The organism is Pseudomonas sp. H1_G08 (genome assembly GCF_054681355.1).
Genome location: NZ_CP162822.1, coordinates 3,297,451 through 3,324,427, shown reverse-complemented (window position 1 = coordinate 3,324,427; position 26,977 = coordinate 3,297,451). Strand labels below are relative to the sequence as shown.

The following is a 26,977-nucleotide window of genomic DNA, read 5'->3' as shown; positions in this document are numbered from 1 at the left end:
AAGGTGATACAACCATGTTCAACCTACATCACAAGGCTGACCTGCGGGAAATCGAGCGCTTCAGCTGTGCGCTGACTGAGGCCAACGCGAAAATCGAAGCGATCAGCCGCTCGATGGCGATGATCGAGTTCACTCCGGACGGCATCGTTCTCGACGCCAACGAGAACTTCTGCAAGACCATGGGCTACAGCGCCGATGAAGTGCGCGGCAAACACCATCGGATCTTTTGCGAAGAAAGCTTTTATCGCAGCGAGGACTACGCGAAGTTGTGGCGCGACCTGGCCCGTGGTGAACCGCTCAGCGGTACTTTCCTGCGTCTGAACAAGAGTGGCCGGGAAATCTGGCTTGAAGCCAGTTACATGCCGGTGTTCGGGCCCGACAAACAGGTCAGAAGTGTGATCAAGGTTGCGGCGGACATCACCGCACGCATCAACAAAGAACATGAAGAAGAAGCCATGCTGGCGGCGATCGGCCGTTCCATGGCGGTGATCGAGTTCACCCCCGAAGGCCATGTCATCCGCGCCAACGACAACTTTCTGCAGACCATGCAGTACGCGCACCCTGAAATTGTCGGCCAGCACCACAGCCTGTTCTGCCACCGCGCCGAAGCCGAATCTGCGCAGTACAAGGCGTTCTGGGCTTCGCTCAATCGCGGCGAATATCACTCGCACCGTTTCGAGCGCAAGAACAAGTCCGGGCAGATGGTTTATCTGGAAGCCTCGTATAACCCGCTGTTCGATGCCAAGGGCCGCTTGTACAAAGTGGTCAAGTTCGCCAGTGACATCACCAAGCAGATGACCACCCTGCAAAACGCTGCGGAATCGGCCCACAGCACCTCGGTACAAAACGACGCCTGCGCGCAAAAAGGCTCACAAGTCGTGCAGCAGACCGTGCAGATCATTCAGGACATTTCCCGCGATCTGAACGAAGCGGCGGTGAGTATCGATGCGGTCAGCAAACAGTCGGACATCATCGGCACCATTGTCCAGACCATTCGCGGCATTGCCGACCAGACCAACCTGCTGGCACTCAATGCAGCGATCGAAGCCGCGCGCGCCGGTGAGCATGGACGCGGTTTTGCCGTCGTCGCCGATGAGGTGCGTAGCCTCGCCGCGCGGACCAGTCAGGCCACTGTGGAAATTGTCGACGTGGTGCGCAAGAACCACGACCTGTCGCTGAGCGCGGTATCGAGCATGCAGTCGAGCCTGAGCCGAACCGGGTTGGGCGTGGAGCTGGCGAACGAGGCGGGCGAGGTGATCCTCGAGATTCAGCAGGGCTCGCGGCATGTGGTGGATGCGATCAGCCAGTTCAATGAAACCCTGCAATTGAACTGAGCTGTTCAGCGTCACCAATAGCCAATGTGGGAGCGAGCCTGCTCGCGAAAGCGTTGTGTCAGTCAAGCCTATAGCCACTGACACGACGCCTTCGCGAGCAGGCTCGCTCCCACAGGTGAGTCCTATGTTGGCCGTCAACGATGGGCAATATTCTCCAGCGCCAGATTACGCGTTCGTGGGCCGAACCAGCCGATGGTCAGCATCACGATCAGCATGCTGCTGACGATAAACGCCAGTACCCCCGGCGTGCCGAAATTATCCAGGAACATGCCGATCAGCAGACTGCTGAACACCGTCGAAAAGCGACTGAACGAATAGCAGAACCCGACCGCGCGGGCGCGGATGTTGGTCGGGAACAGTTCGCTCTGGTAGGAGTGATAACTGAAGCTCAGCCAGGCGTTGCAGAAGGTGATCATTACCCCGCAGAAGATCAGCCCGAACGCGCTGGTCTGCAGGGCGAACAGGGTGCCGAAGGTCATCGCGCCGAGGGCCGAGCCGACGATCTGCCATTTGTTCTCGAAACGGTTGGCGAACTTCACAAACAGCAACGGCCCGAGCGGGTAGGCGAGGGTGATGATGAACGCATACATCAGACTGTGGGTGACGCTCACTCCTTGGCCCGAAAGCAGCGCCGGCAACCAGTTGCCGAAACCGAAGAAACCGATCGCCTGAAAGATATGAAAAACGATCAGCATCAACGCGCGACGGCGGTACGGCGGCTGCCAGATATCGGCGAAACGGCCCTTGCCTTCGACATCGACTGACACCGGTTCCGGCGCATCCAGCGCTTTGCCGTAATCCTTGGCGCAGCGCGCTTCGAGATGGTCGAGGATCCGGTTGGCCTCATCAAAGCGACCATGCTGCGCCAGCCAGCGCGGCGATTCCGGCAGACGCTTGCGCAGCCACCAGATAAACAGCGCAAACACCGCGCTGGCCAACACTACCCAACGCCAGCCGGAAATGCCGAACGGCGCTTGCGGCACCAGCCACCACGACATCAAGGCCACCGCCGGCACCGAGAGGAACTGCACGAAAAACGCAAAGGCGAACGCCGAGCTGCGCATGCGCTTGGGCACCAGTTCCGAGAGGTAAGCGTCGATGGTCACCAGCTCGATACCGAGGCCGATGCCGACCAGAAAACGCATGCCGATGATGCCCAGCGCCGAGGTCTGAATCCCCATCAGCACTGTCGCCACCGTGTACCAGATCAGCGCGAAGGTGAAGATCGCCCGGCGACCGAACCGATCCGCCAGCGGACTGAGCAGGCTGGCGCCGAGGAACAGGCCGAGGAACGTCGCCGAGGCGAACGCCGCCTGATCGGAGAAACCGAACACGCCCTGACTGCCAGTGGCGAACAAGCCGTCGCGAATCAGCCCAGGACTGATGTAGGCGGTCTGGAACAGATCGTAGAGTTCGAAAAATCCGCCGATCGACAGCAGCGCCACCAGGCGCCAGATGGTGGCGACGGCGGGCAGCCGATCAATGCGGGCGGAAATTTCGGCGGCGCGTACCGGGTCGATGCCATCTCTGGGCGCGGCGGCGGGAGCGTGAGCAGTCATAAGCTGATCCATTTTTTATTGATGGAAAAGCTTAGCCTGCTATCGGTGTTTGCGGATTGTGAATGTCGGGGGTTTAACAGGTTGAACCGCTGATTTCTCGCAATATCTGCTTACGAATTAGTGATTTATGTCGCAGCGGCAGAATCCGGCAGCGCCAAATTCGGCAGGCCGAAGATCCGGTCGAACAGCCAGTTGAACACGAAGGTGTAGCACGGGATGAAAATGATCAGCGCCAGATCCAGCAGGAACGCCTGCATCAGGCTGATGTTCATCCACCACGCAATCAGCGGAATCAGAAACACGATCAGCGTCAGTTGAAAGCCGACGGCGTGGGCGATACGCCGTTTGACCGTACGGGTGCGCGAGACCTGGCGACTTTCCCAGCGCTCGAACAACGAGGTGTAAATGAAATTCCAGGTCACGGCGATGCTGGTGATGATCACCGCCAGCGGCCCGGTGCTGCCCGGCGATGTGCCCGATAACAGTGCCAGACCAAGTGCCGAGAAGGTCATGCCGATCACTTCGTAGAGCGACACGTAGACCAGTTTGCGTTTCACGCCTTGCATGCAGATTTGCCTCTTTCTTGCCGAATGTTGGCCAGCAGGGCTGGCGAAGGCGGCGAAAGATAGCTTCAATAGACCTGACAGAAAAAGTCGGTAGCTTTCAGTTTTATTGATAGGTGAGGCATTTGAATTTCAGCAGCGACAGCATCGAATTATTTCTCGCGGTGATCGAACGCGGCTCGTTCTCCGCTGCCGCGCGGCAGTTGGGCAAGGTGCCCTCCGCGGTGAGCATGGGCATTGCCAATCTTGAAGCGGAACTCGGTTACCCGTTGTTCGACCGCAGCCATCGCGAGCCGCAACCCACGGCGATTGCGCAGTCGTTGGTGCCCCACGCGCGACTGATCGCCGAGCAGCTCAAGCAGCTGCAAGTGCACGCGGTGGAGCTGTCGTTGGGACTGGAAAGCAGGTTGTCGATCGGCGTGGTTGCGGACGTTGATCGGCGGCGCTTGCTGGCAGCGATCAAGGTGATTGCCGAGCGGCATCCGTTGCTCGACATCGAAGTGCTGACTGCGCCGCAGGATGATGTGCTGGCGATGTTGCACAGTGGCCGGGTCAGCGTGTGTCTGGCGTTTGCCGGGTTAAGCGTCAATGCGCTGGAGCGGTTTCAGTTCGTCGGCAGCGAACGCATGATCGCCACGCTGGCGGCGGACAGCCCGTTGTTGCAGGGGCGGGATGTGTTTCTGGAAGATCTAGTGCAGGTGCGGCAGATCATCGTCGCCAGCCGCGACTTGCCGATCAGCGAAACGCGGCCATTGGTGGCTGAATCCTACTGGCGTACGGACAATCTCGAGACGGCGATGGAAATGGTTGAAGCGGGATTGGGCTGGGGGAATTTTCCGCTGTCGGTGGTGCAGCCGTGGCTGGACGCGGGACGCTTGAAGCGGCTGAATTTTCGCAACATCGAAAATGGCCTGGTGCTGCCGGTGCATGCGGTGTGGCTCAAGAGCCAGCCCTTGCAGAAGGGCGCCCAGGCGTTGGTCGACCTGCTCAGCCATTGAGTTTGGTAGAGATCCCCTGTGGGAGCGGGCCTGCTCGCGAAGGCGTCGTGTCAGCTGTATCAATGCTGACTGACCCACCGCTTTCGCGAGCAGGCTCGCTCCCACAAGGGTTGTGTTTCAATTCAGCATTTGTGAAGGGTCAGGTACTCTCGCGCACCTTCAGCTCAAACCCCATATCCTCCACCGGCCGCGCCACTTTGTTGCCCGCCATTAACGTGAGCATCTGCTCCGCCGCGCGCCGGCCGATCGCCTCGCGCGGGGTGTTGATGCTGCTCAGGCGCGGCACCATGTGTTCGGACATCGGCAAATCATTGAAACCGAGGATCGCCACCTGCTCGGGAATCTTGATGCCGTTACGCAACGCTTCCAGCATCGCACCCTGGGCCAGGTCATCGTTGCCGAAGAAAATCGCATCAACATCCGGATGCGCCGCCAGCAATTGCAGGAACAGCTCGCCGCCCAAGCCCACCGACGAAGCACGTGGCGTCAGCACTTCCAGATCCGGGTCGTAACGGCATGCCTTCTGCAATGCTTTGCGGAAACCCTCACCGCGCAGCAGGGTGCGCTGGTCCAGCTGCGCGCCGATGTACGCCAGACGCTTGCGTCCACGAGACAGGAGATGTTCGGCGGCAGTTTCGCCCGCGCTCAATTGTGAAAAACCCACGCAATTGACTCCGGCTGCACTGTCCAGCTCCATCATGTACACGCAAGGAATGTTGCTGGCCTCGATCATCCGCCGCGAACTTTCCGTGCGATCAAAACCGGTCAGCAGAAACCCGCGCGGCTGATAAGCCATGTAATTGCGCAGCAGGTTTTCTTCTTCATCGCGCGAATAGTGGAAGTTGCCGATGAGCACTTCGAAGCCTTTGGGCGTCAGCACCCGATGAATGGCTTCCAGCGTGTCGATGAACAGCAGGTTGGACAGTGACGGCACCAGCACCACCACCGAATGGCTCTGCGCCGAGGCCAGTGCGCGGGCGGCGGGGTTGACTACATAATTGAGTTCAAGCGCAGCTTTCTGCACTTTTTCCACCAGTTCGGTGGCCACCGTGCTTACCCCGCGCAAGGCGCGCGAGGCAGTGATCGGGCTGACGCCGGCCAGGCGGGCTACTTCGTTGAGGGTCGGACGGCCGGTGGTGCGGGTATTTTTATCGTTCTTGGGGGAGGTCATCGGGCGGCTTGCCAAACAAAAATCAAGGCACTAAGGTAGCGCTGTCCTGATGCAGCTGCAAATGCGTGAGCGCGGTCCTGCCTGATCTGTGCTCTTTGGCGTCGGGAACAAACCTGCTGCAACCCAAAAAAACGACAAGAAGGCGTCGGCAACTTCTGCCTGTGCACTAGAGTCATAGCTAGCAAAGGTAGCGCTGTCTGCGCGCTGAGGTGTTATATGAGTCATCCCATCACCGCCCTGGTCATCATGGGCGTTGCCGGTTGCGGCAAGACGTGCGTCAGCCAGGCCCTGTGCCATTTGAGCGGCGCCACTGCCATTGAAGGCGATACTTTCCATCCGGCCGCGAACATCGAAAAGATGAGCGCGGGGATCCCCCTGAACGACGAAGACCGCGCCGGCTGGCTCGACAGCCTGTGCGATGAACTGCGTCGCGTCGATGCCCAAGGCCAGCGCCCGGTGTTGACCTGCTCGGCCCTTAAACACAGCTATCGCGAACGTCTGCGCAGTGCCTTGCCGGGCCTGGGCTTCGTGTTTCTTGAATTGACTCCGGAAGTCGCCGCCGAGCGCGTATCGCACCGCCCGGGCCACTTCATGCCGGCGACGTTGATCGAAAGCCAGTTCGCCACCCTCGAATCGCCCAAGGGCGAGCCGCTGACCCTGCCGCTCAATGCCTCGATTCACAGCGTCGAAGAGCTGGCCCTGCAGGCTCACGTCTGGTGGCAGGCCAACGGCCTGAAACAGGCGATATGAGCATGTTGAAAAAGACAGCGCTGTCCTCCCGACTTCTGTTCAACCCGCTTTAATAACAACAACAATCCAGGAGACACCCCCCATGTTTGGCATGTCCCACGAGACGTTCCTGCTGCTCGATGCGGTGGTCACGGTAATCGGCCTGATTATCCTGATCACCAAATTCAAGATTCACCCTTTTATCGCCCTGACCATCGCCGCCGCCTTCCTCGGCCTGACTTCCGGCATGCCGATCAATACCATCATCAAGGCGTTCCAGGACGGCTTCGGTGGCGTGCTCGGTTTCGTCGGCATCATCCTCGCCCTGGGCACCATGCTCGGCAAAATGATGGCCGAATCCGGCGGCGCCGATCAGATCGCCCAGACCCTGATCCGCGCCTTCGGCAAGGACAAGGTGCAGTGGGCGATGATGTTCGCTGCGTTCCTGGTGGGTATCCCGCTGTTCTTCGAAATCGGCTTCGTGCTGCTGATTCCGCTGGTGTTCATCGTTGCGCGTCGCACTGGCGTATCGATCATCAAGATCGGTATCCCGCTGCTCGCCGGCCTCTCTGCGGTGCACGGTCTGGTACCGCCGCACCCGGGCCCGCTGCTGGCCATCGGCGTATTCGGCGCTGACATCGGCAAGACCATTCTGTACGGTCTGATCGTCGCGCTGCCGACCGCCATCATTGCCGGTCCGATCTTCGGTACCTTCATCGCCAAGCACATTCCTGGCCACCCGAATCAGGAGCTGGTCGATCAACTGGCCCGCGAAAACGATTCGGCCAACCTGCCGAGCTTCAGCATCACTCTGGTCACCGTGCTGTTGCCGGTATTCCTGATGCTGCTGAAAACCTTCGCTGACGTAGCGCTGCCGGACGGCAACTTCTTCCGCATCTGGATGGACATGATCGGCCACCCGATCTCCGCATTGCTGCTGGCGTTGCTGCTGTCGCTGTACACCTTTGGCTACAAGCAGGGCATCGGTTCCAACCAGATGCTCAAATGGCTCGACGCAAGCCTGGCGCCAACCGCCGCGATCATTCTGATCATTGGTGCGGGCGGTGGCTTCAAGCAGATGCTGGTGACCAGTGGCGTGGGTGATGTGATCGGCCACATGGCGGTCAGCGCACAGATCTCGCCGATCCTGCTGGCCTGGCTGGTGGCGGCGGTGATCCGTATCGCAACCGGTTCGGCGACCGTGGCGACCATCACTGGCGCCGGCATTGTGGTGCCGGTTGTCGGCATGATTCCGGGCGTCAACCGTGAGCTGCTGGTGCTGGCCACCGGCGCCGGTTCGCTGATCCTGTCCCACGTCAACGACGCCGGTTTCTGGCTGGTCAAGCAGTACTTCAACATGACCGTGGCCGAAACCTTCAAGACCTGGACCGCGATGGAAACCATTCTGTCGGTAGTGGGCCTGGGCTTTATCCTGCTGTTGTCGCTGTTCGTTTAAGCGGCAGTTTGCAGGCACAAAAAAACCGCAGTGATGCGGTTTTTTTGTGGGCGTGGACTTCCTGCTTGATCGTTCCCACGCTCCGCGTGGGAATGCCTCAATGGACGCTCTGCGTCCGCTTTGAGACGCAGAGCGTCTCGGGCTGCATTCCCACGCAGAGCGTGGGAACGATCAGAGATGTGCCACTTATTTCGAGGCCAGGCCATCCGCGCGGAACATCCCGCGAATCCCGCGCACGGCCTGACGAATGCGGTCCTGATTTTCGATCAGGGCGAAGCGCACGTGATCATCGCCGTACTCACCAAAGCCAACACCCGGCGAGACGCAGACCTTGGCCTCGGCCAGCAGTTTCTTGGCGAACTCCAGCGAACCCAGATGCGCATACGCCTCGGGAATCTTCGCCCAGACATACATCGACGCTTTCGGATTCTCGACCATCCAGCCCAGCTCATGCAGGCCCTTGACCAGCACGTTGCGCCGCTGACGATACTGCTCGGCGATGTCGCGCACGCACTGTTGATCGCCTTCCAGCGCGGCAATCGCCGCCACTTGCAGCGGGGTGAAGGTGCCGTAGTCGTGGTAGCTCTTGATCCGCGCCAGGGCGCTGACCAGTTCCGGGTTGCCGACCATGAAACCAATGCGCCAGCCGGCCATGTTGTAGCTCTTGGACAGGGTGAAAAACTCCACCGCAATGTCCTTGGCCCCTGGCACCTGCATGATCGACGGGGCTTTCCAGCCGTCGTAGACAATGTCGGCGTAAGCCAGGTCGTGGATGACCAAAACGTCGTACTGCTTGGCGAGGGCGATCACCCGTTCGAAGAAATCCAGCTCCACGCACTGCGCGGTCGGATTGGACGGGAAACCGAGGATCATCATTTTCGGCTTGGGGATCGAGCCGCGAATGGCCCGTTCCAGTTCATCGAAGAAGTCCACTCCCGGCACCAGCGGCACCGAACGCACCTGAGCGCCGGCAATCACTGCGCCGTAAATGTGGATCGGATAGCTCGGGTTCGGCACCAGCACGGTGTCGCCCTGGTCCAGGGTCGCCAGCATCAAATGCGCCAGGCCTTCCTTGGAACCGATGGTGACAATGGCTTCGCTTTCCGGGTCGATATCGACTTCGTAGCGCTGCTTGTACCAGTTGGAAATCGCCCGGCGCAGGCGCGGAATGCCCTTGGACGTCGAGTAACCGTGGGTGTCTTCACGTTGGGCGACCTGCACGAGTTTTTCGACAATGTGCGGCGGCGTGGCGCCGTCGGGATTGCCCATGCTCAGGTCGATGATGTCTTCACCACGGCGGCGAGCGGCCATCTTCAGCTCGGCGGTGATGTTGAAAACGTAAGGGGGGAGTCGATCTATGCGCGCAAAGCGGCGCGGCGAACCTTGTTCGGCCATTGTTGCCTCGGATAACGTAAGCGCCCGGAACCGTCCGAGCGACGCTGGTCACTGCGGTGACCTGTGGCGGAAGATAAGGGCAGTGATGGCATACTGTCCAGCGCGGTTGTAAACATTTTTTTCAAGGAAAATCGGTCAATGGAATTCACCAGCGGCTTCTTGCTGAGCCTTTCGCTGTGCCTGGATATCGGCGTAGCCAACATCGCGATGATCACCCTGGCCATGCAGCGCGGCTACTTTCAGGGCTTCGCTCTGGGCCTGGGCACCTGCGTCGGCGACCTGATTTACGCGGTGCTGGCCTTGGCCGGCATGACCGTTTTGCTGCAATACGAAACCGTGCGCTGGGTCCTGTGGATTGGCGGTTCGGCGCTGCTGATCTACTTCGCGGCGAAGATGATTTATTCGGCGATCCACCACGAAGCGCTGCTGGCGGAAACCGCAGAAGTGGGTCAGAACTCCCATCGCAAGGAATTCTTTCGCGGCATCTTCCTCGCGATGTCTTCGCCGAGTGCGATTCTCTGGTTTGCTGCGGTCGGCGGCACGTTGATCGCTCGATCCGGTGGCGGTGGCCCGTTGAGTTCGGCGCTGTTTTTGGGCGGCTTTCTCTGTGCCGGGCTGCTCTGGTCGGCCGGTCTGTGCTTCGCGGCAAGCCACGGCGGCAAGCTGCTGGGCGACAAGCTTCTGCGCTACTCCTATCTGGCATCGGCGGCGATCTTCTGCTATTTCGCGGTCTACGTGATCGTTTCCGGGTACAACGAGTTTGTCGGCTCGGGCGCCGTCGAGCAGTTGCATGCGCTGTAAACGTGCGAAACGGATCGGGCTTTCTATACTCCCAGCCGAACCCACTTTTGCGTTCTGAGGAGTCGCGTCATGGATGAACAACCACGCGTCGAATTGGCTGGGCCGCGCTTCGAACACGGGCAATTTCTGTTGATTGCCGGTTTCGGTGGGCGATTCACTCAGCAAACCACCGAAAACATTCCCGCGTTGTGGGAAAAACTGATCCCGCACTTGGGAAAAATCCCCGCGCAAGTCAATGAAGTGACCTACGGCGTTTGCTGCAACGCGGACGGCGAGGGCGGTTTCGAATACATCGCCGGGGTGCAGATCGACAAGCTCGACGACCTGCCGGAAAAGTACCGCTGGGTTGAAATCCAACCGCAGAAATATGCGGTGTTCGAGCACAAGGGGTCACTGGCGCAACTCCCTCACACCTTCCAGTACATCTGGAACACCTGGCTGCCGCAGTCCGGCCACGAAGCGGCGGATGCCCCGGAATTCGAGCGCTATAGCGAGGATTTCAATCCGAAGCTCAATACCGGCACCCTGGAAATCTGGCTGCCGATCAAGGCTTGAGCGGTGTAACAATCGAGGCGGAGCATGTCCGCCCCGGTGGTTGTGCTTTATGCTGGCGGGCCTTGTTTCCACAGATTTTTGAGCTGCCATGAACACCGTGATCCGCAACGTCAGCGCCGCCGACCTCGACCGCTGCTACGCCATCGAAACCGACGCCTATGAAGGCGACGAAGCCGCTACCCGCGAAAAGATCGCCACGCGCATCGCCACCTGGCCGGACGGCTTCATCGTCGCCGAGGTGGACGGCGTGGTCGCCGGTTTCATCAATTCCGGCGCGGCGTTCGACGTGCAGATGTCCGACGAGGCCTTCAAGGAGCTGATCGGCCACGACCCGAAAGGGCCGAACGTGGTGATCATGTCGGTGGTGGTGCACCCGGATTACCAAGGGCAGGGCCTGGCCAAGCGCCTGCTCGGCGAATTCATCGAACGCATGCGTGCGATGGACAAAGCGACAATTCATCTGATGTGCAAAGAGCAACACATTGCGTTGTACGCCGGGTTTGGCTTTGCTTACATCAAACCGTCGGAGTCCGACCACGGCGGCATGGCGTGGCACGAGATGATCCTGACCCTCTGAAGCCAACACCTATCGAAACTGCCTGATCGTTCCCACGCTCCGCGTGGTAATGCAGCCGGGGACGCTCCGCGTCCCAAAACCGTGACGCAGAGCGTCACAAAAAGGCGTTCCCACGCGGAGCGTGGGAACGATCAGGGGATACTCAGAAGAACAGCCCCATCCGCCGCTCGTAACCGATCCGGCCCTTGTACGCCTCGCCGCTGTCGACATAGCCATGCTTGGCGTACAGCGCAATCGCCGCCTCGTTATCAGCGTCCACCGACAATTCCAGTCCTTTGATTTCCGGCCATGCTTCACGGGCGACAGCGGGCAGCGCTTGCAGGCAAGCCTTGCCGTAACCCTTGCCCTGCGCTCGGCGATCGACCTGCAGCGCATGCAACGTGGCGCTGTGTTCGTCGGCCCAGTCGGGCAACACCGGCGGGCGCTTGAGCAGCAGAAACGCTACCGGTACGTCGTCCGCCAGGAGGGCAAAACCCTTTACGCCGGGGCCGGGTTTCGACAGCAGGGTGTGCAAGGCACCGTGGATGTCGCCGGAGAATTTGATCTGCTCGGGGTGGATTTCAATGGCCTCGACTTGCTGACGCTGTAAAGGGCTGAGGCTGTCGTAAGGCACGAGTTGGGCTGACACGGGAATTTCCTTTTTCCTACAAAGAGTGAGCCTCGGATTCTAGCGAGATTGTCGTCGGCGAAATTTTTTTGTTTGCCCTGTCGATCCGCGCATTGGGCAAACGACTAAGGGTGTCTTCACAACAAAAACCACGGAGAACACCATGAGCGCACAAAGCGAGATCCAGACTCTGATCAACACCTATCGCGAAGCGGTAATGGCCAAGGACGTCGAGAAAGTCATGGCCCTGTACGCCGACGACATCGTCTCGTTCGATGCGATCAAGGCCCTGCAATTCAAAGGCAAAGCGGCGTACCGCGCGCACTGGGTCGAGTGCATGGAAATGTGCCCCGGCCCGCACATCTTCGAGTTCCATGAAATCGCCATCGAAAGTGCCGACAACATCGCTTTCGCCCATTGGGTAGCCAACTGCGGCGGCACCAATGACAAAGGCGAAACCCAGAGTTGCTGGATGCGTGTCACCGCCTGTTACCGGCAAATCGGCGGGGCGTGGAAGATTGCCCACGAGCACTGGTCGGCACCGTTCGATCCGATGAGCGGCGCGACGCTGTTCGATGTGCAGCCCTGATCTTCAGCCATAGTTGATCCGTTCGAATCAGGAGATCGCCATGAAATATCTATGCCTGGTCTACAGCGATGAACGCCTGCTGCACACCTCGCCCGACAGCCCGGAGGACGCCGAATGCTGGGCCTACGCCGAGTCGATTCAGGGCAGCGGGCGGATGATCGCCGCCGAAGCGCTGGAATCGGTGGAGACCGCCACCACGGTACGCATGCGCAACGGCAAGGTGTCGATCACCGACGGGCCTTTCGCTGAAACCAAGGAGCAACTGGCCGGTTTCTACCTGATCGATGCCAAGGATCTCAACGAAGCCATCCAGGTCGCCGGCAATATTCCGGCAGCGCGGGTGGGCAGCGTTGAAGTGCGCCCGGTGCGGCAGTTGAATGTCTGACGTCAGGGCGCGGGTCGAGCAGGTCTACCGCGAGGATTCGCGGCGGATTCTGGCCACGCTGATCCGCCTGCTCGGTGATTTCGACCTCGCCGAAGAAGCCTTGCACGAGGCGTTCTTCGTCGCGGTCGAGCGCTGGCAGCGCGACGGCGTGCCGGACAACCCGCGCACCTGGCTGGTCTCGACCGGACGTTTCAAAGCCATCGATGTGCTGCGCCGGCGCGCCCGGTTCAAGGCGTCGCAACCGTTGCTGCTGGCACAACTCGATGAGCTGGAACAGGCTGACTGGAGTGGCGAAGACGTGGAAGACGATCGCTTGCGGCTGATCTTCACCTGCTGCCACCCGGCACTGGCGGCGGATGCGCAGGTGCCGCTGACCTTGCGTGAAGTCTGCGACCTCACCACCGAGGAAATCGCCCGTGCTTTTCTCTCGGCGCCGGCGGCGATTGCCCAGCGTATCGTCCGCGCGAAAGCCAAGATCCGCGACGCGAAAATCCCTTATCAAGTACCCACGCTGAACGAATTGCCCGAGCGCCTCGACAGCGTGTTGCGGGTGATTTATCTGGTGTTCAACGAGGGTTATTCGGCATCGGTCGGCACTGAGCTGACCCGCGAGGACCTGACGCGCGAAGCGATTCGCCTCGGGCGCTTGTTGATGGAGTTGCTGCCTGAGCCGGAAGTCATGGGTCTGCTGGCGCTGATGCTGCTGCACGAATCACGTCGACCGGCGCGCACTTCGCCGAGCGGTGAACTGGTATTGCTCGACGATCAGGATCGCTCGTTGTGGGATGCCGGGTTGATGGCCGAAGGCTGCGCGCTGGTCGAGCGCGCCCTGAGTACGCGACGCTTCGGGCCATATTGCCTGCAAGCGGCGATTGCAGCGGTGCATGCGGAAGCGCCGTCGGCGGCGGAAACGGACTGGCAGCAGATTGTCGGTCTGTACGACGTGTTGCTGCGTGCAGTGCCGTCGCCGGTGATCGAGCTGAACCGGTCGGTGGCGGTGGCCAAGCGGGATGGGGCGTTGGCGGGATTGTTGTTGATTGAAGGGATTTTAGCGCGAGGGGAGTTGCAGGATTACCACTTGGCGCATTCGGCGCGGGCGGAGTTTTGCCGGCAATTGGGCCGAGTGGAGCAGGCGCGGGCAGCGTATCAGCGGGCGCTGGAGCTGACGCGGCAGGAGCCGGAGCGGCGGTTTATCGAGGGGCGACTGAGGGACCTGGGTTGATCTGGAAGCTGCGTCGGTGCGGCTGGCCCTTTCGCGAGCAGGCTCGCTCCCACAGGTGAGCGCATTTCAAGTGTGGGAGCGAGCCTGCTCGCGAATGGCAGCACCGCTTATTCGAGCATCTTGCTGAGCAACCAGCTCCCTGCCGGCCCCGGCGGATACAAGCGCGACCACAAGGCGTCGACAAACACCGGTTTCGGCCAGCCGCGCACGTCGAGCTCTATCAGCAAATCATTGGCATAGCGCTGTACCAGCCACCTCGGCAACGGTGCCCAGCCAAAGCCTTTTTCCGCCATTTCCAGCAGCATCAGATAACTCGGCGCCGACCACACCCGGCCTTTGCCACGGCTGTCATACGGATTGACGATGGTTGCCAGGCGCAGCTCGCGATGTTGCTCGAGAATCTGCTGATCGACATGCTCAAGCTTCGCCAACGCATGCTCGCGGCTGACGAACAAGGCAATCTCCGTGCGCTCGGCCACGGTCGAGGTGACCAGATCCGGCGGGTAGTTGTCTTGCATTTCCGCGAAGGCCAAATGCGCCCGGCCGCGCTGGACCAGTTCGATCAGGTCTTCGCATTCGGCAATCAGGCATTCCAGCTCAAGCTCCGGATAACGCTGCTCGAAACCCACCAGTGCCGCCTCGAAACGATACGACTGATAAGTGTCGGAAATCGCCACGGTCAGCTTCGGCTCGATGCCCTGCGCTAATTGCCGCGCGCTCATTTCCAGACGACTGGTGGCGGCCAGAATCGCCTCGGCTTTTTGCAGCATGACGTGGCCGGCGGGGGTGAGCGTGGGCTTGCGGCTGCTGCGGTCAAACAGCTGCAGATCCAGATCGATCTCCAGACTGGCGACTGCCGCGCTGATGGTCGACTGACTGCGGCCCAACTTGCGCGCTGCAGCCGAGAACGAGCCTTGCGTCGCTGCCTGGACGAATGCCAACAGCACTTCCTGCGAAGCCATGAACTATCGCCTTGATCGATGGTTATTGGTTTTGAAGTATCGGTATTCAGTTGGATCATGGCAACCATCGTCAAACAAGGAGTCAGGCCATGACCGCCCACAAGTCGCTCACCGAACGTGTTTTCCAGGCTGTTGGTTTCGAGTTTCTTGCCATCCTCATCTGCACACCGCTGCTCGCGTGGATCATGCAAAAACCGCTGCTCGACATGGGCGCGGTGACCGTGTTGATCGCGCTGTTGGCGCTGGCGTGGAATGTGGTGTTCAACCGTTTTTTCGACCGTGCTCTGGCGCGGATGAATCTGGCGCACAACGCCTGGGTCCGTGTAGTGCATGCGCTGTTGTTCGAGGGTGGGCTGATCTTGATGGGCGTGCCGCTGATTGCCTGGTGGCTGTCGGTCAGCCTGTGGCAGGCGTTGTTGCTCGACATTGGCGTGTTGCTGTTCTTCCTGCCGTACACCTATGTCTATCACTGGGGTTATGACGTACTGCGCGAGCGCTTCATGGCCCGCCGCACATGTGAAAGCTGAGGTAAACCTGTGGTGAGGGGATAAATTCCCTCACCACAAAGGTGAGTCATCGGGCACAAAGTCAGAGAAACATGCCGCCAGACGCCTCGACCCGCTGACCGTTGATCCACTGTCCACCCTCTGACAGCAACAGTGCCAGTGCACCGCCAATATCATCCGGCAGCCCCACACGACCCAGCGCAGTGTTGCTGGCAACCATCGCGTTGACCGCGCTGTTATCGCGCACCGTGCCACCGCCGAAGTCGGTTTCAATCGCACCCGGCGCCAGGATATTCACGCCAATCTGCCGCGCCCCAAGCTCTTTCGCCTGATATCGCGTCAGCACTTCCATCGCACCTTTCATCGCCGCATAGGCGCCGTACCCCGGCAGGCTGAAGCGGGTCAGGCCGCTGGAGATATTGACGATGCGCCCACCGTCGTTGATCAGCGGTAGCAGTTGCTGAGTCAGGAAGAACGGTCCTTTCAACTGCACGTTCATCAGCAGATCGAACTGCTCCGGGGTGGTTTCGCTGAACAGCGCATGCACGCCGACCCCGGCATTGTTGATCAGGAAATCAAAGCGCTGGCGCTGAAAAGTCTGTTCCAGTGCTTGTTCAACCTGCTCGGCAAACGCAGCGAAGTTTTCGCTGTGGCCGACGTCCAGTTGCAGCATCGCCGCTTTCGCGCCGAGCGCCTGCAATTCAGTGACCAGCGCCTGGGCCTCGTCGGCGCGGCTGTTGTAGGTGCCAATGATGTCGATGCCTTGCGCGGCGAGGTGCAGGGCGGCGCTGCGGCCCAGGCCACGGCTGGCGCCGGTGATCAGTGCGATTTTGCGATTCATGCGGACTTCCTCGATTGCGTTGAGTGTGGATGGAAGAAGTTTATTTATCCGCCCTGAGGTGATAAACACGGCAAAAGCGGAATCACTGATCGGCTCAGCCGAACAATCACCGGGGTTTGTCATGAACAAACTGGAACTGCTGCGCACCTTCGTCCGGGTCAGCGAACTGTCGAGTTTCACTCTCGCCGGTGAAAGCCTCGGCCTGCCGCGCTCCACGGTGTCCGAACAGGTGCAGGCGCTCGAAGCCTTGCTCGGCACGCGGCTGTTGCAGCGAACCACGCGCAAAGTGCAGGCCACCCAGGACGGCATGGTGTTGTATGAGCGCAGCAAGGGTCTGCTCTCGCACATGGATGAAATCGAGGGGCTGTTTCGTCAGGACGAGGCTTCGCTGACCGGGTGCATCCGCGTCGATATGCCGAACATCCTCGCGCGGCGCTTGATCATGCCGCGCCTGCCGGAATTCATGGATCGCCACCCGAATCTGCAGATGGAAATCAGCAGCACCGACCGCCGTGTCGATCTGCTGAGCGAGGGTTTCGACTGCGTGTTACGCATCGGCGCGCAGCCGGATCAGTCGGTGGTCGCCCGGCATCTTGGCGACTTCCCGATGGTCAACTGCGCCAGTCCCGCTTATCTGCAACGTTACGGCGTGCCGCAGACCATCGAGGATCTGGCGCGGCATCGGCTGGTGCATTACGTCGGCGTACTGGGCTCGCGTTCGGAAGGGTTTGTCTATGAGGAGGGTGGCGAAGTGCGGCGCGTAGCGATGGCCGGCAGTGTCACGGTCAACAGCACCGACGCCTATGAAGCGGCGTGCCTTGGCGGCTTCGGGCTGACCCAGGTGCCACGTACCGGCATGCAGCCGCATCTGGAAAATGGCGAACTGGTGACCGTACTGCCGCAACACACCGCACCGCCGATGGCGATTTCGTTGTTGTACGCGCGGCAAAGGCATTTGCCGCTGCGGGTGCGGGTGTTTATGGATTGGCTCGGCGATGTCGTTCGTTCAACGCTCTGACTTCTCACCTTGGCCCGAACTGTGGGAGCGAGCCTGCTCGCGAAAGCGCCATGTCATTCAACATTGATTTATCTGACACACCGACTTCGCGAGCAGGCTCGCTCCCACAGGGAGGGCTGTGTTGCGTGTGGGATTTGCGCTCAGTAATCGCCACGCTTGCGAAACGCCCAGCGCCCGGCAATCACGGTGAACGTCGCCACCAACGCGACCAGCACCCAAAATCCGTGCGGGTCCTGGGACAGCGGCACACCGCCGACATTCATCCCAAAAAAACCGGCAATGATGTTGATCGGCAAGGCCAGCACCGTCACCACCGTCAGGGTGAACAGCGTGCGATTGCTTTGTTCGTTGAGGTTGGCGGCGATCTCTTCCTGCAGCAATTTGATCCGCTCGCCGAGGGCGGTGAGGTCGTTGATGATCAGCGCAAACTCCTCGGTGGATTTGCGCAACTCCTTGACGTCCTCTTTCTGCAACCACGGCGGCGGACGATTGAGCAGGCGCAGCAACGACCCCGGCTCCAACGCCAGCAGCCGTTGCAGTCGCACCAGCACGCGACGGTTGGCGCCAAGTTCGGCGCGGTTGGTCGACAGGCGTGAAGACAGCAATTCGTCTTCGACCTGATCGACACTCAGGCTGGTCTTGCGCACGATCTGCGTCAGCACCTCACCTTGATCGCGCAGTAGATGCACGAGCAATTCCGAGGGCGAGCGAAAGCACTCGCCGGCCTTTACCGACGAGCGCAATTTATCTACCGAATGCAGCGGTTGCAGGCGCGCGCTGACGATCAGTTTGCTGCGCACGCAGACCCACAGCGTCGACACGTCGGAGGAGACCATGTTGCTGAGGTTGAACACCACATCGTTGACCACCGCCAGCAGCGCCGCATCGACATGCTCGATGCGCGTCGAACGCGAACCTTCGTGCAGCGCTTCGAAAAACTCCTCGGGCAATTGCAGATGACTTTTCATCCAGCGCTCGCACGCGGCATGGGCCAGGTTCAGGTGCAGCCAGAGGAATTCGCCACTGTCGCTGTCGTCCTGCAAACAGCGCAAAGCCGTCGCCGAATCGATCTCGCGACCGCGCTCCCCGGGCAGAAAACGAAAGCCGTAGAGCAAGCCAAACAGGTCCGGGTCGCGATGGCTGATATCGAGGCTGTGGTTCATGGCGGCTCGCTGCGAGGAAGGTGTCTGGGGCAGGATTTTCAGGTTCACCGGAGCGGCATCATCGCAAGCTCACATGACCGTTTTGTGACAGCAAAGTGACTGCAAATCAAAGCGTTACCGGCTGTCGGAAGTTTCTCAAGGAAGGCTCTGGCATGCCGATCTCAGGTGAGTTAGGTTGCGCGCCATTGGCCTTGGTCATGGTACGTCGACAGGGAAGTCCGGCCATTTTTCACGTCCGTTCGGGCGTGCCTCATCCCTGCTTCGAGTACCTTGCAATGCTGCAAAAATCCCTGAGGGCGCAAATTCTCGCCCTGTTGAGCGGCAGTCTGCTGGCGATGCTGTTGATCGCTCTGGCCTGCTTTCATTTCCTCTCCAACGGCGTGCAAAGCTACAGCCAGTTGATCGCCGGCCCGCTGCACACTTCGCAACTGATCGATGAAGCCAACCTGCAATTCAAGGTGCAGGTGCAAGAGTGGAAAAACGTTCTGCTGCGCGGCAAGCAACCAGCGGATCTGGCGAAATACTGGAGCCAGTTCGAAGAGCGTCAGCGCGACGTGCAGAACATTCTCGGCGAACTCGCCAGCCAAAAAGGCATCGAGGCCAATCTCAAATCACGTATCGAACGCTTGCGCGACGAGCATCGCCAGTTGGGCGCGGCCTATCAGAAGGGCCGCGATGCCTACGTGGCTGCCGGTGGTGACCCGAGCGCCGGCGACGCTGCTGTCAAAGGCGTCGACCGCGCCACCAGCGAGCAGATGAGTGCATTGGTTGCCGAGCTGCGCGAGCAGGGTACCGCGCAGTCGGCATTGATCAGTGCCAGCGCTGAGCGCACCGTGTGGCTGGGGCTGTTGGTGATGCTCGCATCAGGCTTGCTGATCGGTCTGCTGAGCCTGTGGCTGGTCAGCCGCAACCTGATCGAGCCGATCCGCAACCTCATCGATTACGTCACCCGCTTGAGCCGTGGCCAGTTGGCTGAACGTGTTGTCAGCGAGCGTCGCGATGAACTGGGCAACCTAGCCGCCGCAGCGAACACTCTGCGCGATTTTCTGGCGGACACCTTCACTCGCTTGCAACGCAGCGCCGGTGATCTGGACAGCGCCAGCGGCGAGTTGAACGCCATTGCCACGACCATGGCCGGCGGCACCAGCGAGCAATTCAACCGCACGGATCAAGTGGCCACGGCGATGAATGAAATGTCCGCCACGGCGCAGGAAGTCGCCCGTCACGCCGCCGATGCCGCGCGTGCTGCGGACGATGCCGATCAGTCGGCGCAGCAGGGTGAAAAGGTCATGCAGACCACCATCCATTCCATCACGCAGATGCGCGGCGAAATCGCCAACACCGCCACGGTGATCCGTCGACTGGAAGCCGACAGCGGTCGTATCGGCAAGGTGCTGGAAGTGATTCGTGGCATTGCCGAACAGACCAACCTGCTGGCGCTCAACGCGGCCATCGAAGCGGCGCGGGCGGGTGAGGCCGGGCGCGGTTTTGCCGTCGTCGCCGATGAGGTGCGCAACCTCGCTCAGCGCACGGCGGAGTCGATCATCGAGATCAACCAGATCATTCAGAACGTGCAGACCGGCGCTGTCGATGCCGCGCAGGCTATCGAGAGCGGCCAGGCGCGCAGTGATGAAAGTGTCGAGCAAGTCACCCAGGCCGGCGCGATGCTGGAGCGCATCACCTTGGCGGTGGAGGCGATTCGCGACATGAACCGTCAGATCGCCACAGCGGCAGAAGAGCAGACTTCAGTGGCCGAGGATATCTCGCGCAACCTGACTGAAATCACCGCGATTGCCAGCACCAACCTGGACAACGTGCAGCGCACCGAAAGTGCCAGTCAGAATTTGCATGGGTTGTCGGGGCAGTTGAATGAGGTGACGGCGCGGCTCAGTGCCTGATTTTGGCTGGCGGTTTGTCAGCCCCTCACCCTAACCCTCTCCCAGAGGGAGAGGGGACTGACCGTGTTGATTGTTCGAGATTCGCCGACCTGAAATGCCGAGGCGTACTCAGGCTGGTAGTCGTTTGTGATGGTTTTTTAATTTTGAGGCGAACTCAGGCTCCGAAATTTCCCCGATCTGCTCCCTTTCCCCCTCGCCCCCTTGGGGGAGAGGGCTGGGGTGAGGGGGATCGAGTTCACAGAACACACAAAGTTTGCGCCTCAATCCGCAACCACAAAAAAGCCGCACGATCGTTAAATCGTGCGGCTCCTTAACAGCGGTCTATCAAGTATCTTGCTTGTCGCTCAGCACTTTACCGGTGGTGGCATCAAAGTCCACGTCGAACTCTTTGCCGTCAGCAGTTTTAAGTTCAACTTCATACTCATAACCATTGAAGTGGTTATCCAGGTCGGTGTCGGTAATCGTTGCGCCCGGGTGCAGTTTCAGTGCTTCGGCGTTCATCGATTCCAGCGACTTGATCTTGCCGTCCTTGACCAGTTGCGGGATCTGGTCGATGCGAACATCAGCCTGAGCCAGGCCAGCGGTGAGGGTCAGGGCAGAGGCGGTAAACAGGGCAGTCAAAGTTTTCATCGGTTCATTCCTTGGCAGTGCGTTGAAGTGGTTGATCTGTGTAAGTGGGTTCAGATTAACCAGCGCAACTTAATTCACCCTTAAATCTCTGCTCCGCGATAAAACTGCTCTTTGCGGGAGCGAGCCTGATCGTGAAGCAGGCGACTCGATAACAAGTCAGAAACCGTTCTTCTTCAAAACATCGTCAATGCTGCCAGCCGCCGGACGCTTATAAAACTTCAACAATTCACTGGCGCGGTTGGTAAAGATGCCGTCGACACCCGCCGCCATGACTTTCTCGTAGTCCACCGCCTCGTCGACCGTATAAACGTGCACCAGCATGCCCTGATCGTGGGTGTACTGATTCATCCACGGTTGCACCAGGTCGGAATAGCTCTGATCACCACCATGAGTCAGCTTCGCCGAAGGGCCGGTGCCGATCGCGCCCTGGGCCTTGGCGTAATCGACCCATTGCTTGAATTCCGCTTCGGATTTTGGCTCCTGCTTGCCGTAGAAAACGTTTTTGTCTTTCTCGCCGGACGCGGCAAACGTCACGGCGGATTTCGGCTCGATGCTGCCTTCGCCGACCCACAACAGCAGGATCTTCGGCACTTGCGGCATTTCCTTTTCCAGCAATTGCAGGCTGTTCTTATCGAAGGTCTGCAGGATCACCTTGCCTTTGCCCTGACCGACGCCCAACGCACTTTTCGCCAGTTTCGAGCCGGCCGGACTGAGCCAGCCGCGATCCTGCAGTTTTTCCTTCAGGTCATGTTCGATGCCGGGAAACAGCTGCGGCTCTTTGGTTTCGATGTACAGGCCCGGCTTGTGCTGCGGGTTGGCGCGGGCGATGTCGATGATTTCATCGAGGGTAAGAATCTTCAGCCCGGCGTAGGACGGGCGTGCGCGGTCAGGATATTTGCTGTTGAACCAGCTGCCGGCATCAAGGGTTTTCAGCTCGGCCATGGTGAACGCGGTGGCCGGGCTGTCCTTGCGCTCGGGGAATTTGCTGGCAACGTCGGTGGTGCGTTGCAGGTTGTCGTCGTGCAGGGCGAAGAGCACGCCGTCCTTGCTGCGCTGCAAATCCATTTCCAGGTAATCGGCGCCGAGATCACGGGCCAGTTTGTAGGCCGCAGCGGTGGATTCCGGGGCATCAAACGACGCGCCACGGTGGGCAATCACCGCCGGATGCGGAATGCCATGGGCGGCAGCGATTGCCTTGGGCTCGGGGTGGCTGGCGGCATGCGCCTGACCGAGGCCGAACAACAGACTCAGCACCAGAGCGCTTCGGGTAAAAGTGGCAGGCATGGTCGAGTTCCTTTCGCAGGTTTTTTTCGAGACGTACCTTTTAACAATTGACGCGCCGCAGGGCTATCGCCAGACCGACATAAAGCGAGCAAAACGGAAATTTCCTGCACTTTTGTGGCGCTGTTTGCAGTACGCTTGCCCACGGCATATGCCCCGGCAGAGGGCGCGCCGCTACATTGCCCTGCGTGTAAACCATCGATCATCTTTCGTGAGGTTTACCATGCGCATCACCTCCCAACTCATCTGCCAGGCCGCCGACGACCTCAAAGGCTTCGTTGGCCTCAACCGCAAGACCGGCCAATACATCGTGCGCTTCAGCGAAGATTCGTTCGGCATGGACGTGGCCGACGACGGCATCATCCCGGCCAGTGAATTCGTCTGGGCGAGGGCGTCGGAAACCACCATGACGCTCAAGCGCGAGTTGATTCAGTTGCTGCTCGATCAACACATCGACGACCGCATCAACATCACCGAACCCTTACGGGTTTACATGAGCAAGGTTGAAGTGCCGGAGATTGTTGCGGTGCGGAGTCTGGTGCGCGGTTGAAGTTTTGCTGTGTGGTTGCGGGCCTCTTCGCGAGCAGGCTCGCTCCCACAGGGATTTCGTGAACGCCACAGATCCAATGTGGGAGCGAGCCTGCTCGCGAAGGCGACCTTAGTTCTGGCACACGTGAGCGTGCAACTCGCTGGTCAGTCCTTCGATGCGCTCGGTGAGGGTTTTCGTCATTTCGGTAAGGCGGGTGTTTTGTTCCAGCAATGCCAGCAATTGCGCGGAATTCTTCGCCGCCTCTGCCTGACGTTCGGTATTGGCCAATGCCAGAGCTTCGCGGTGCTGCGCATCGGCGTCGGCCTGCGCTTTGTCGCGCGCGGCCTGACGGGTTTGTGCGAGCAGGATCAATGGCGCGGCGTAGGCCGCCTGCAGGCTGAAGGCCAGGTTCAGCAGGATGAACGGGTAAACGTCGAATTGAGTCACGCCCCATACGTTGAGGCCGATCCATACCGCAACGATCAAGGTTTGCGCTCCAAGGAACAGCGGCGTGCCGAAGAACCGCGCAAAGGCTTCGGCGCGCAGGGCGAAGGCATCGTTGCCGAAGGTCGTATTCAGGTGGGCGTGGGGGCGGTGGAAGCGCAGGTGATCGATCGGGGCGTTGGATACTTCGGGTTTTTCGTTATTCATGGGGCACTCGGCGGGGCTTGGGACGTGTCGTCACTATAGCTCTGCGTTGTGGCTGCCGACCTTCGCGGGCTGCCCACGAAGGTCGCGACTCGTTCTATCGACCCTGCACAAACCTCAATTCGGCACCCGCTCATTGGCAAACATGCTCACCGCATCCACCGCCTCACTGGCTCCGTCGCGAATCTGCAGAATCACCGTGCCGGCCTGATTGGCCAATTCCACGCCTTCTGCGGCGCGGTCGCGGGTGCCTTGCATGCTTTTGATCGCTTGCCGCGTTTCACTCTGGATCAGACTGATCATGTTCGAGATCTCGGCAGTAGAGCCGCTGGTGCGCGCTGCCAGTTGCCGCACTTCATCGGCGACCACGGCAAAGCCGCGACCCTGTTCACCGGCGCGTGCCGCCTCGATGGCCGCGTTGAGGGCGAGCAGATTAGTCTGATCGGCGATCGCGCGGATGGTGTTGACGATGGCGGTGATCTGCTCGGAGCGGTCGCCCAGTTGTGCAATCAACGTCGAAGATTGGCTGATGTCCTCGGCGATTTCGCGCATTTCGCTGGCAGCCTGCTGAATCACTTGCGTGCCTTGCTCGGCGACTTTTCGCGTTGCTACCGAGATGTGGTAAGCGGTGCTGGCACTGCGCGCGTCCTGCTCGTGCTGCTCGACACGGGCGGTGACGTCAGACGCGAACTTCACGACTTTGTACAAGCGCCCCGAAGCGTCGTACACCGGGTTGTAATTGGCCTCCAGCCAGACGATCTGACCGCGCTTATCCACGCGCTCGAACTGCCCGCGGAAGAACTCGCCCTGATTCAGGCGGCGCCAGAAATCCTGATAGGCGCCGCTGTTGACCAGCGCCGGCGTGCAGAACAGGCGGTGATGCTGGCCCTTGAGCTCTGCGAGGCTGTAACCCATGCGCGTGAGAAAATTCTGGTTGGCGGTAAGAATATTGCCGTCGAGATCGAACTCGATCACCGCCATCGCGCGATCGATCGCCTGCAGCTTGGCGTTGGCCTCGTTCTCCTGCTGCACCTTGGCGGTGACATCCATCGCGTACTTGACCACTTTGATCACCCGTCCCGACGCATCCTTGATCGGGTTGTAACTGGCCTCCAGCCAGATCGGCTGGCCCTTGCTGTCGACCCGTTCAAAGGTGCCGGACTGGAACTGACCGTTTTTCAGGCGCGACCACAGCTCAGTGTATTGGGCACTGCGACCGAACTCAGGTGTGCAGAAATGCCGGTGCGGCTGGCCAATCGCCTGGGCAGCCGTGTAACCCATGGTCTTGAGGAAATTGTCATTGGCACGCAACACCACGCCATCAAGATCGAACTCGATCACCGCCATCGAACGGTTGATCGCTTCGAGCATCGCAGCTTGGTCAAAAACGGTGTGTTGCAGTTCAGCGAGGGCGGCTTTCTGGCGATTGAAAAACATGCTTGCGATACTCGGGAAGTGGGGAAAATCAAAAGGATTCAGTCCCTATTCCTGCGCCGGCAAACCGAAATGCACAGGCGGCATTCGGTGGTGACTGCTCAATGCCAACGTTCCGTTACTGGCAGATGGCTACTTATACAAAACTTAATAAAGTTGTACAAGAAAGGAATTTTTCGCGAGGTTGTATAACTTTTTACGAAATTAGTTGTACACGGCTCGACGAGCCGGTGATTCACCGCTGATACAGTGCCAGGAACATCTCCAGCGCCGACTCGGCAACTGCATTCTGCGCGTCTGGATCAAGGGCCGCGCGACCCAGCGAGATCTGCGGCCAGAACGCGAATGCCTTGAGCAAACCTTGTACTTGATGCGCGGCAAATTCCGGATCCACCGGTTTGAGCCGTCCGTCGGCTTGCGCCGCGCGTATCCAGACGGTCAGGCCTTCCTCGCGCTCGCCCATGCGCTCGATCATATTCTGCGCACGTTCAGGGGAATGAATGGTTGCGGCAATCGCCACCCGGGCGAGGGTGAGAAAATTCTCGTCAGCCATCATCTGCACTTTTTCTCGCAGCATCAGGCGCAGCTGCTCATGCAGCGGTTGCTCGCGGTCGTAGCGCACCGATGGCTCGGCGATGATCCGCGCCCACAACTGATTCAGGATCTCGGCGAACAGCTCTTCCTTGCTGGGGAAGTGGTTGTACACCGTACGCTTCGACACGCCGGCCGTAGCGGCGATCTTGTCCATGCTGGTGATTTCGAAACCGTGGGCACGGAATTCGGCGATCGCCGCCTGGATGATGGCTTCGCGTTTGCGGTCAGTGAGGCGTTGTGGAGCGGTCATGAGCGGGCTTCGGCAGAGAGGAATGAAATTACACTCGGCAGTTTACTTGGCGTCGGCTTTGATGCAACCTAGAAACTACACCGCTCAGTGTAATGTTGCGTTAATCCTCGCACCTTACAAACCAGAGCGTTTGGCCCTAGCGTGCAGCTTGGCCATTTTCATTTCCCGTGGAATACCGTGCAGCACACGGTTTTTCGGAGTCGTTCAGTCATGGCCAATCCAGTCTCTCTCCCGGATAACACTCCCACACCTGAAGCCTCGCGGCAGGATCAAGGGCTGTTTCGCAATCATGCGCCGGTGCAGCGCGAAGGGCTACGCAAAATGCTGCGGATCATGTGGAGCATGATTTTCCACAAACCGCGCAACACCCGTCCGACCGCCGCCATTCCTGTGCAGCCGCTGACCCGTGAAGATCTGCTCGCAGCGCCCAATCACAGCGTTTACCGCTTGGGGCACTCGACGCTGTTGCTTAAGATGCGCGACAAATTCTGGATCACCGACCCGGTCTTCGCCGAGCGCGCCTCGCCGGTGCAATGGGCGGGTCCGAAACGTTTTCATCAGCCACCGATCAGCATCGACGAACTGCCACCGATCGAAGCGGTGATCCTCTCGCACAACCATTACGACCATCTCGACTACGAAGCGGTACTCAAACTCGCCGCCAAAACCACTTACTTCCTGACTCCGCTGGGCGTGGGCGACACCCTGATCAAATGGGGCATCGACGCCAGCAAGGTGCGCCAGTACGACTGGTGGCAGGGCACCGAAATCGCCGGTGTCCGCTTCATCGCAACCCCATCGCAGCACTTCTCCGGCCGTGGCCTGTTCGACGGCAACAGCACGCTGTGGGCGTCGTGGGTGATGATCGATGCCGACACACGAATCTTTTTCAGCGGCGACAGCGGTTACTTCGACGGCTTCAAACGCATCGGCGAACAATACGGCCCGTTCGACCTGACCCTGATGGAAACCGGCGCCTACAACGTCGAATGGCCCCACGTGCACATGCAACCGGAAGAAACCCTGCAAGCCCACATCGACCTCAAGGGCCGCTGGCTCTTCCCGATCCACAACGGCACCTTCGACCTGGCCATGCACGCCTGGCACGAACCTTTTGACCGCATCCTTGCGCTTGCATGGGAACGCAGTATTGCGATTACCACACCGCGGATGGGGGAGGCATTCAACCTTGCGCATCCACAACGGGGGAGTGCGTGGTGGATGGCGGTTGAAGAGGAGAGTGATGCGGTGGTACAGAACGCATGAATCCGTTCAGTTGGTG

Annotated in this window: 28 protein-coding genes and 2 pseudogenes; 17 read left to right on the top strand and 13 right to left on the bottom strand. The window is 59.8% G+C overall.

The window, feature by feature from the left end; translation table 11 throughout:
- Positions 1–14: 14 nt before the first annotated feature.
- Positions 15–791 (top strand): annotated as a pseudogene (locus AB4N85_RS15095) (PAS domain-containing protein); the annotation flags it as partial.
- Positions 792–794: 3 nt separating this feature from the next.
- The gene (locus AB4N85_RS15090) at positions 795–1,334 is read left to right on the top strand and encodes a methyl-accepting chemotaxis protein (RefSeq protein WP_223630897.1); all 540 of its coding nucleotides are present in this window, start codon (positions 795–797) and stop codon (positions 1,332–1,334) included.
- A 134-nt stretch (positions 1,335–1,468) separates the two neighbouring features.
- On the opposite strand, the gene AB4N85_RS15085 is transcribed toward AB4N85_RS15090, so the two are convergent.
- Entirely contained in the window at positions 1,469–2,893 is a 1,425-nt protein-coding gene (locus AB4N85_RS15085) for an MFS transporter (RefSeq protein ID WP_252868139.1), read from the bottom strand.
- A gap of 125 nt (positions 2,894–3,018) precedes the next feature.
- Positions 3,019–3,459, bottom strand: coding sequence for a PACE efflux transporter (locus tag AB4N85_RS15080; protein ID WP_252868138.1), 441 nt, complete (start codon positions 3,457–3,459; stop codon positions 3,019–3,021).
- Between the two features lie 122 nt (positions 3,460–3,581).
- On the opposite strand from AB4N85_RS15080, the gene AB4N85_RS15075 reads away from it, so the two are divergent.
- Entirely contained in the window at positions 3,582–4,454 is an 873-nt protein-coding gene (locus AB4N85_RS15075; protein ID WP_252868137.1) for a LysR family transcriptional regulator, read from the top strand.
- 139 nt (positions 4,455–4,593) lie between these two features.
- On the opposite strand, the gene gntR is transcribed toward AB4N85_RS15075, so the two are convergent.
- The gene (gene gntR, locus AB4N85_RS15070; protein WP_252868136.1) at positions 4,594–5,625 is read right to left on the bottom strand and encodes an HTH-type transcriptional regulator GntR; all 1,032 of its coding nucleotides are present in this window, start codon (positions 5,623–5,625) and stop codon (positions 4,594–4,596) included.
- Positions 5,626–5,841: 216 nt separating this feature from the next.
- Between gntR and AB4N85_RS15065 the strand changes: the two genes are divergently transcribed.
- Both AB4N85_RS15065 and AB4N85_RS15060 read left to right on the top strand, forming a co-directional pair.
- Positions 5,842–6,375 (top strand): gluconokinase, encoded by a 534-nt coding sequence (locus AB4N85_RS15065; protein ID WP_041479197.1) that lies wholly within the window; start codon positions 5,842–5,844, stop codon positions 6,373–6,375.
- 82 nt (positions 6,376–6,457) lie between these two features.
- Complete coding sequence (locus tag AB4N85_RS15060; RefSeq protein ID WP_016773551.1) at positions 6,458–7,810, top strand: GntP family permease; 1,353 nt, start codon at positions 6,458–6,460, stop codon at positions 7,808–7,810.
- A gap of 186 nt (positions 7,811–7,996) precedes the next feature.
- Here the strand turns inward: AB4N85_RS15060 and alaC are convergent, their stop codons facing one another.
- Positions 7,997–9,205 (bottom strand): alanine transaminase, encoded by a 1,209-nt coding sequence (alaC, locus tag AB4N85_RS15055; RefSeq protein WP_071173329.1) that lies wholly within the window; start codon positions 9,203–9,205, stop codon positions 7,997–7,999.
- Between the two features lie 138 nt (positions 9,206–9,343).
- Between alaC and AB4N85_RS15050 the strand changes: the two genes are divergently transcribed.
- The 3 genes from AB4N85_RS15050 to AB4N85_RS15040 all read left to right on the top strand — a co-directional run bounded on the left by AB4N85_RS15050 (position 9,344) and on the right by AB4N85_RS15040 (position 11,138).
- On the top strand, positions 9,344–10,006 hold the full coding sequence (locus tag AB4N85_RS15050; protein WP_041479200.1) for a LysE family translocator: 663 nt from the start codon (positions 9,344–9,346) through the stop codon (positions 10,004–10,006).
- A 69-nt stretch (positions 10,007–10,075) separates the two neighbouring features.
- On the top strand, positions 10,076–10,561 hold the full coding sequence (locus AB4N85_RS15045; RefSeq protein ID WP_252868135.1) for a GyrI-like domain-containing protein: 486 nt from the start codon (positions 10,076–10,078) through the stop codon (positions 10,559–10,561).
- Positions 10,562–10,649: 88 nt separating this feature from the next.
- On the top strand, positions 10,650–11,138 hold the full coding sequence (locus tag AB4N85_RS15040; RefSeq protein ID WP_150741966.1) for a GNAT family N-acetyltransferase: 489 nt from the start codon (positions 10,650–10,652) through the stop codon (positions 11,136–11,138).
- Positions 11,139–11,280: 142 nt separating this feature from the next.
- On the opposite strand, the gene AB4N85_RS15035 is transcribed toward AB4N85_RS15040, so the two are convergent.
- Positions 11,281–11,766, bottom strand: a complete 486-nt coding sequence (locus AB4N85_RS15035) for a GNAT family N-acetyltransferase (RefSeq protein ID WP_150637515.1) — start codon at positions 11,764–11,766, stop codon at positions 11,281–11,283.
- Between the two features lie 142 nt (positions 11,767–11,908).
- On the opposite strand from AB4N85_RS15035, the gene AB4N85_RS15030 reads away from it, so the two are divergent.
- Genes AB4N85_RS15030 through AB4N85_RS15020 form a run of 3 tightly spaced genes read left to right on the top strand, consistent with a single transcriptional unit; the run spans position 11,909 to position 13,941 of the window.
- Positions 11,909–12,334 carry a YybH family protein gene (locus AB4N85_RS15030; RefSeq protein WP_056788004.1) on the top strand — a complete coding sequence of 142 codons (426 nt, stop codon included), beginning with the start codon at positions 11,909–11,911 and terminating at the stop codon, positions 12,332–12,334.
- Positions 12,335–12,374: 40 nt separating this feature from the next.
- Positions 12,375–12,719: a YciI family protein gene (locus AB4N85_RS15025; RefSeq protein WP_039758054.1), complete on the top strand. Its 345-nt coding sequence runs from the start codon at positions 12,375–12,377 to the stop codon at positions 12,717–12,719.
- Complete coding sequence (locus AB4N85_RS15020) at positions 12,712–13,941, top strand: RNA polymerase sigma factor (RefSeq protein WP_252868134.1); 1,230 nt, start codon at positions 12,712–12,714, stop codon at positions 13,939–13,941. The genes AB4N85_RS15025 and AB4N85_RS15020 overlap by 8 nt, the downstream gene beginning before the upstream one ends.
- 107 nt (positions 13,942–14,048) lie before the next feature.
- Here AB4N85_RS15020 and AB4N85_RS15015 read toward each other — a convergent pair whose 3' ends face one another.
- Positions 14,049–14,903 carry a LysR family transcriptional regulator gene (locus tag AB4N85_RS15015; RefSeq protein WP_150741970.1) on the bottom strand — a complete coding sequence of 285 codons (855 nt, stop codon included), beginning with the start codon at positions 14,901–14,903 and terminating at the stop codon, positions 14,049–14,051.
- Between the two features lie 89 nt (positions 14,904–14,992).
- Here AB4N85_RS15015 and AB4N85_RS15010 point away from each other — a divergent pair, with 89 nt between their 5' ends.
- The gene (locus AB4N85_RS15010) at positions 14,993–15,430 is read left to right on the top strand and encodes a multidrug/biocide efflux PACE transporter (RefSeq protein ID WP_252868133.1); all 438 of its coding nucleotides are present in this window, start codon (positions 14,993–14,995) and stop codon (positions 15,428–15,430) included.
- Positions 15,431–15,491: 61 nt separating this feature from the next.
- Here AB4N85_RS15010 and AB4N85_RS15005 read toward each other — a convergent pair whose 3' ends face one another.
- A complete protein-coding gene (locus AB4N85_RS15005) occupies positions 15,492–16,250 on the bottom strand; it encodes an SDR family NAD(P)-dependent oxidoreductase (protein ID WP_460064882.1) in 759 nt (252 codons plus the stop codon).
- A 121-nt stretch (positions 16,251–16,371) separates the two neighbouring features.
- Here AB4N85_RS15005 and AB4N85_RS15000 point away from each other — a divergent pair, with 121 nt between their 5' ends.
- Positions 16,372–17,268, top strand: a complete 897-nt coding sequence (locus AB4N85_RS15000; RefSeq protein ID WP_460064880.1) for a LysR family transcriptional regulator — start codon at positions 16,372–16,374, stop codon at positions 17,266–17,268.
- 140 nt (positions 17,269–17,408) lie between these two features.
- Here AB4N85_RS15000 and AB4N85_RS14995 read toward each other — a convergent pair whose 3' ends face one another.
- On the bottom strand, positions 17,409–18,431 hold the full coding sequence (locus tag AB4N85_RS14995; RefSeq protein ID WP_460064877.1) for a transporter: 1,023 nt from the start codon (positions 18,429–18,431) through the stop codon (positions 17,409–17,411).
- A gap of 152 nt (positions 18,432–18,583) precedes the next feature.
- Between AB4N85_RS14995 and AB4N85_RS14990 the strand changes: the two are divergent.
- A pseudogene (locus AB4N85_RS14990) lies at positions 18,584–19,444 on the top strand (methyl-accepting chemotaxis protein); the annotation flags it as partial.
- 117 nt (positions 19,445–19,561) lie between these two features.
- Positions 19,562–20,329 carry a methyl-accepting chemotaxis protein gene (locus tag AB4N85_RS14985; protein WP_409258734.1) on the top strand — a complete coding sequence of 256 codons (768 nt, stop codon included), beginning with the start codon at positions 19,562–19,564 and terminating at the stop codon, positions 20,327–20,329.
- Between the two features lie 324 nt (positions 20,330–20,653).
- Here AB4N85_RS14985 and AB4N85_RS14980 read toward each other — a convergent pair whose 3' ends face one another.
- Both AB4N85_RS14980 and AB4N85_RS14975 read right to left on the bottom strand, forming a co-directional pair.
- The gene (locus tag AB4N85_RS14980) at positions 20,654–20,959 is read right to left on the bottom strand and encodes a PepSY domain-containing protein (RefSeq protein ID WP_095181509.1); all 306 of its coding nucleotides are present in this window, start codon (positions 20,957–20,959) and stop codon (positions 20,654–20,656) included.
- 156 nt (positions 20,960–21,115) lie between these two features.
- Positions 21,116–22,243 (bottom strand): glycerophosphodiester phosphodiesterase, encoded by a 1,128-nt coding sequence (locus tag AB4N85_RS14975; protein ID WP_150637525.1) that lies wholly within the window; start codon positions 22,241–22,243, stop codon positions 21,116–21,118.
- A 220-nt stretch (positions 22,244–22,463) separates the two neighbouring features.
- On the opposite strand from AB4N85_RS14975, the gene AB4N85_RS14970 reads away from it, so the two are divergent.
- Entirely contained in the window at positions 22,464–22,790 is a 327-nt protein-coding gene (locus AB4N85_RS14970) for a DUF2025 family protein (protein ID WP_056788026.1), read from the top strand.
- 108 nt (positions 22,791–22,898) lie between these two features.
- Here the strand turns inward: AB4N85_RS14970 and AB4N85_RS14965 are convergent, their stop codons facing one another.
- The 3 genes from AB4N85_RS14965 to AB4N85_RS14955 form a co-directional block, all read right to left on the bottom strand.
- Entirely contained in the window at positions 22,899–23,420 is a 522-nt protein-coding gene (locus AB4N85_RS14965) for a DUF1003 domain-containing protein (RefSeq protein WP_041479221.1), read from the bottom strand.
- A 114-nt stretch (positions 23,421–23,534) separates the two neighbouring features.
- Positions 23,535–24,854: a methyl-accepting chemotaxis protein gene (locus AB4N85_RS14960; RefSeq protein WP_252868130.1), complete on the bottom strand. Its 1,320-nt coding sequence runs from the start codon at positions 24,852–24,854 to the stop codon at positions 23,535–23,537.
- 232 nt (positions 24,855–25,086) lie between these two features.
- Positions 25,087–25,695 (bottom strand): TetR/AcrR family transcriptional regulator, encoded by a 609-nt coding sequence (locus tag AB4N85_RS14955; protein ID WP_252868129.1) that lies wholly within the window; start codon positions 25,693–25,695, stop codon positions 25,087–25,089.
- A gap of 210 nt (positions 25,696–25,905) precedes the next feature.
- Between AB4N85_RS14955 and AB4N85_RS14950 the strand changes: the two genes are divergently transcribed.
- Positions 25,906–26,961, top strand: a complete 1,056-nt coding sequence (locus AB4N85_RS14950; RefSeq protein ID WP_252868128.1) for an MBL fold metallo-hydrolase — start codon at positions 25,906–25,908, stop codon at positions 26,959–26,961.
- The last annotated feature ends 16 nt before the right edge of the window (positions 26,962–26,977 follow it).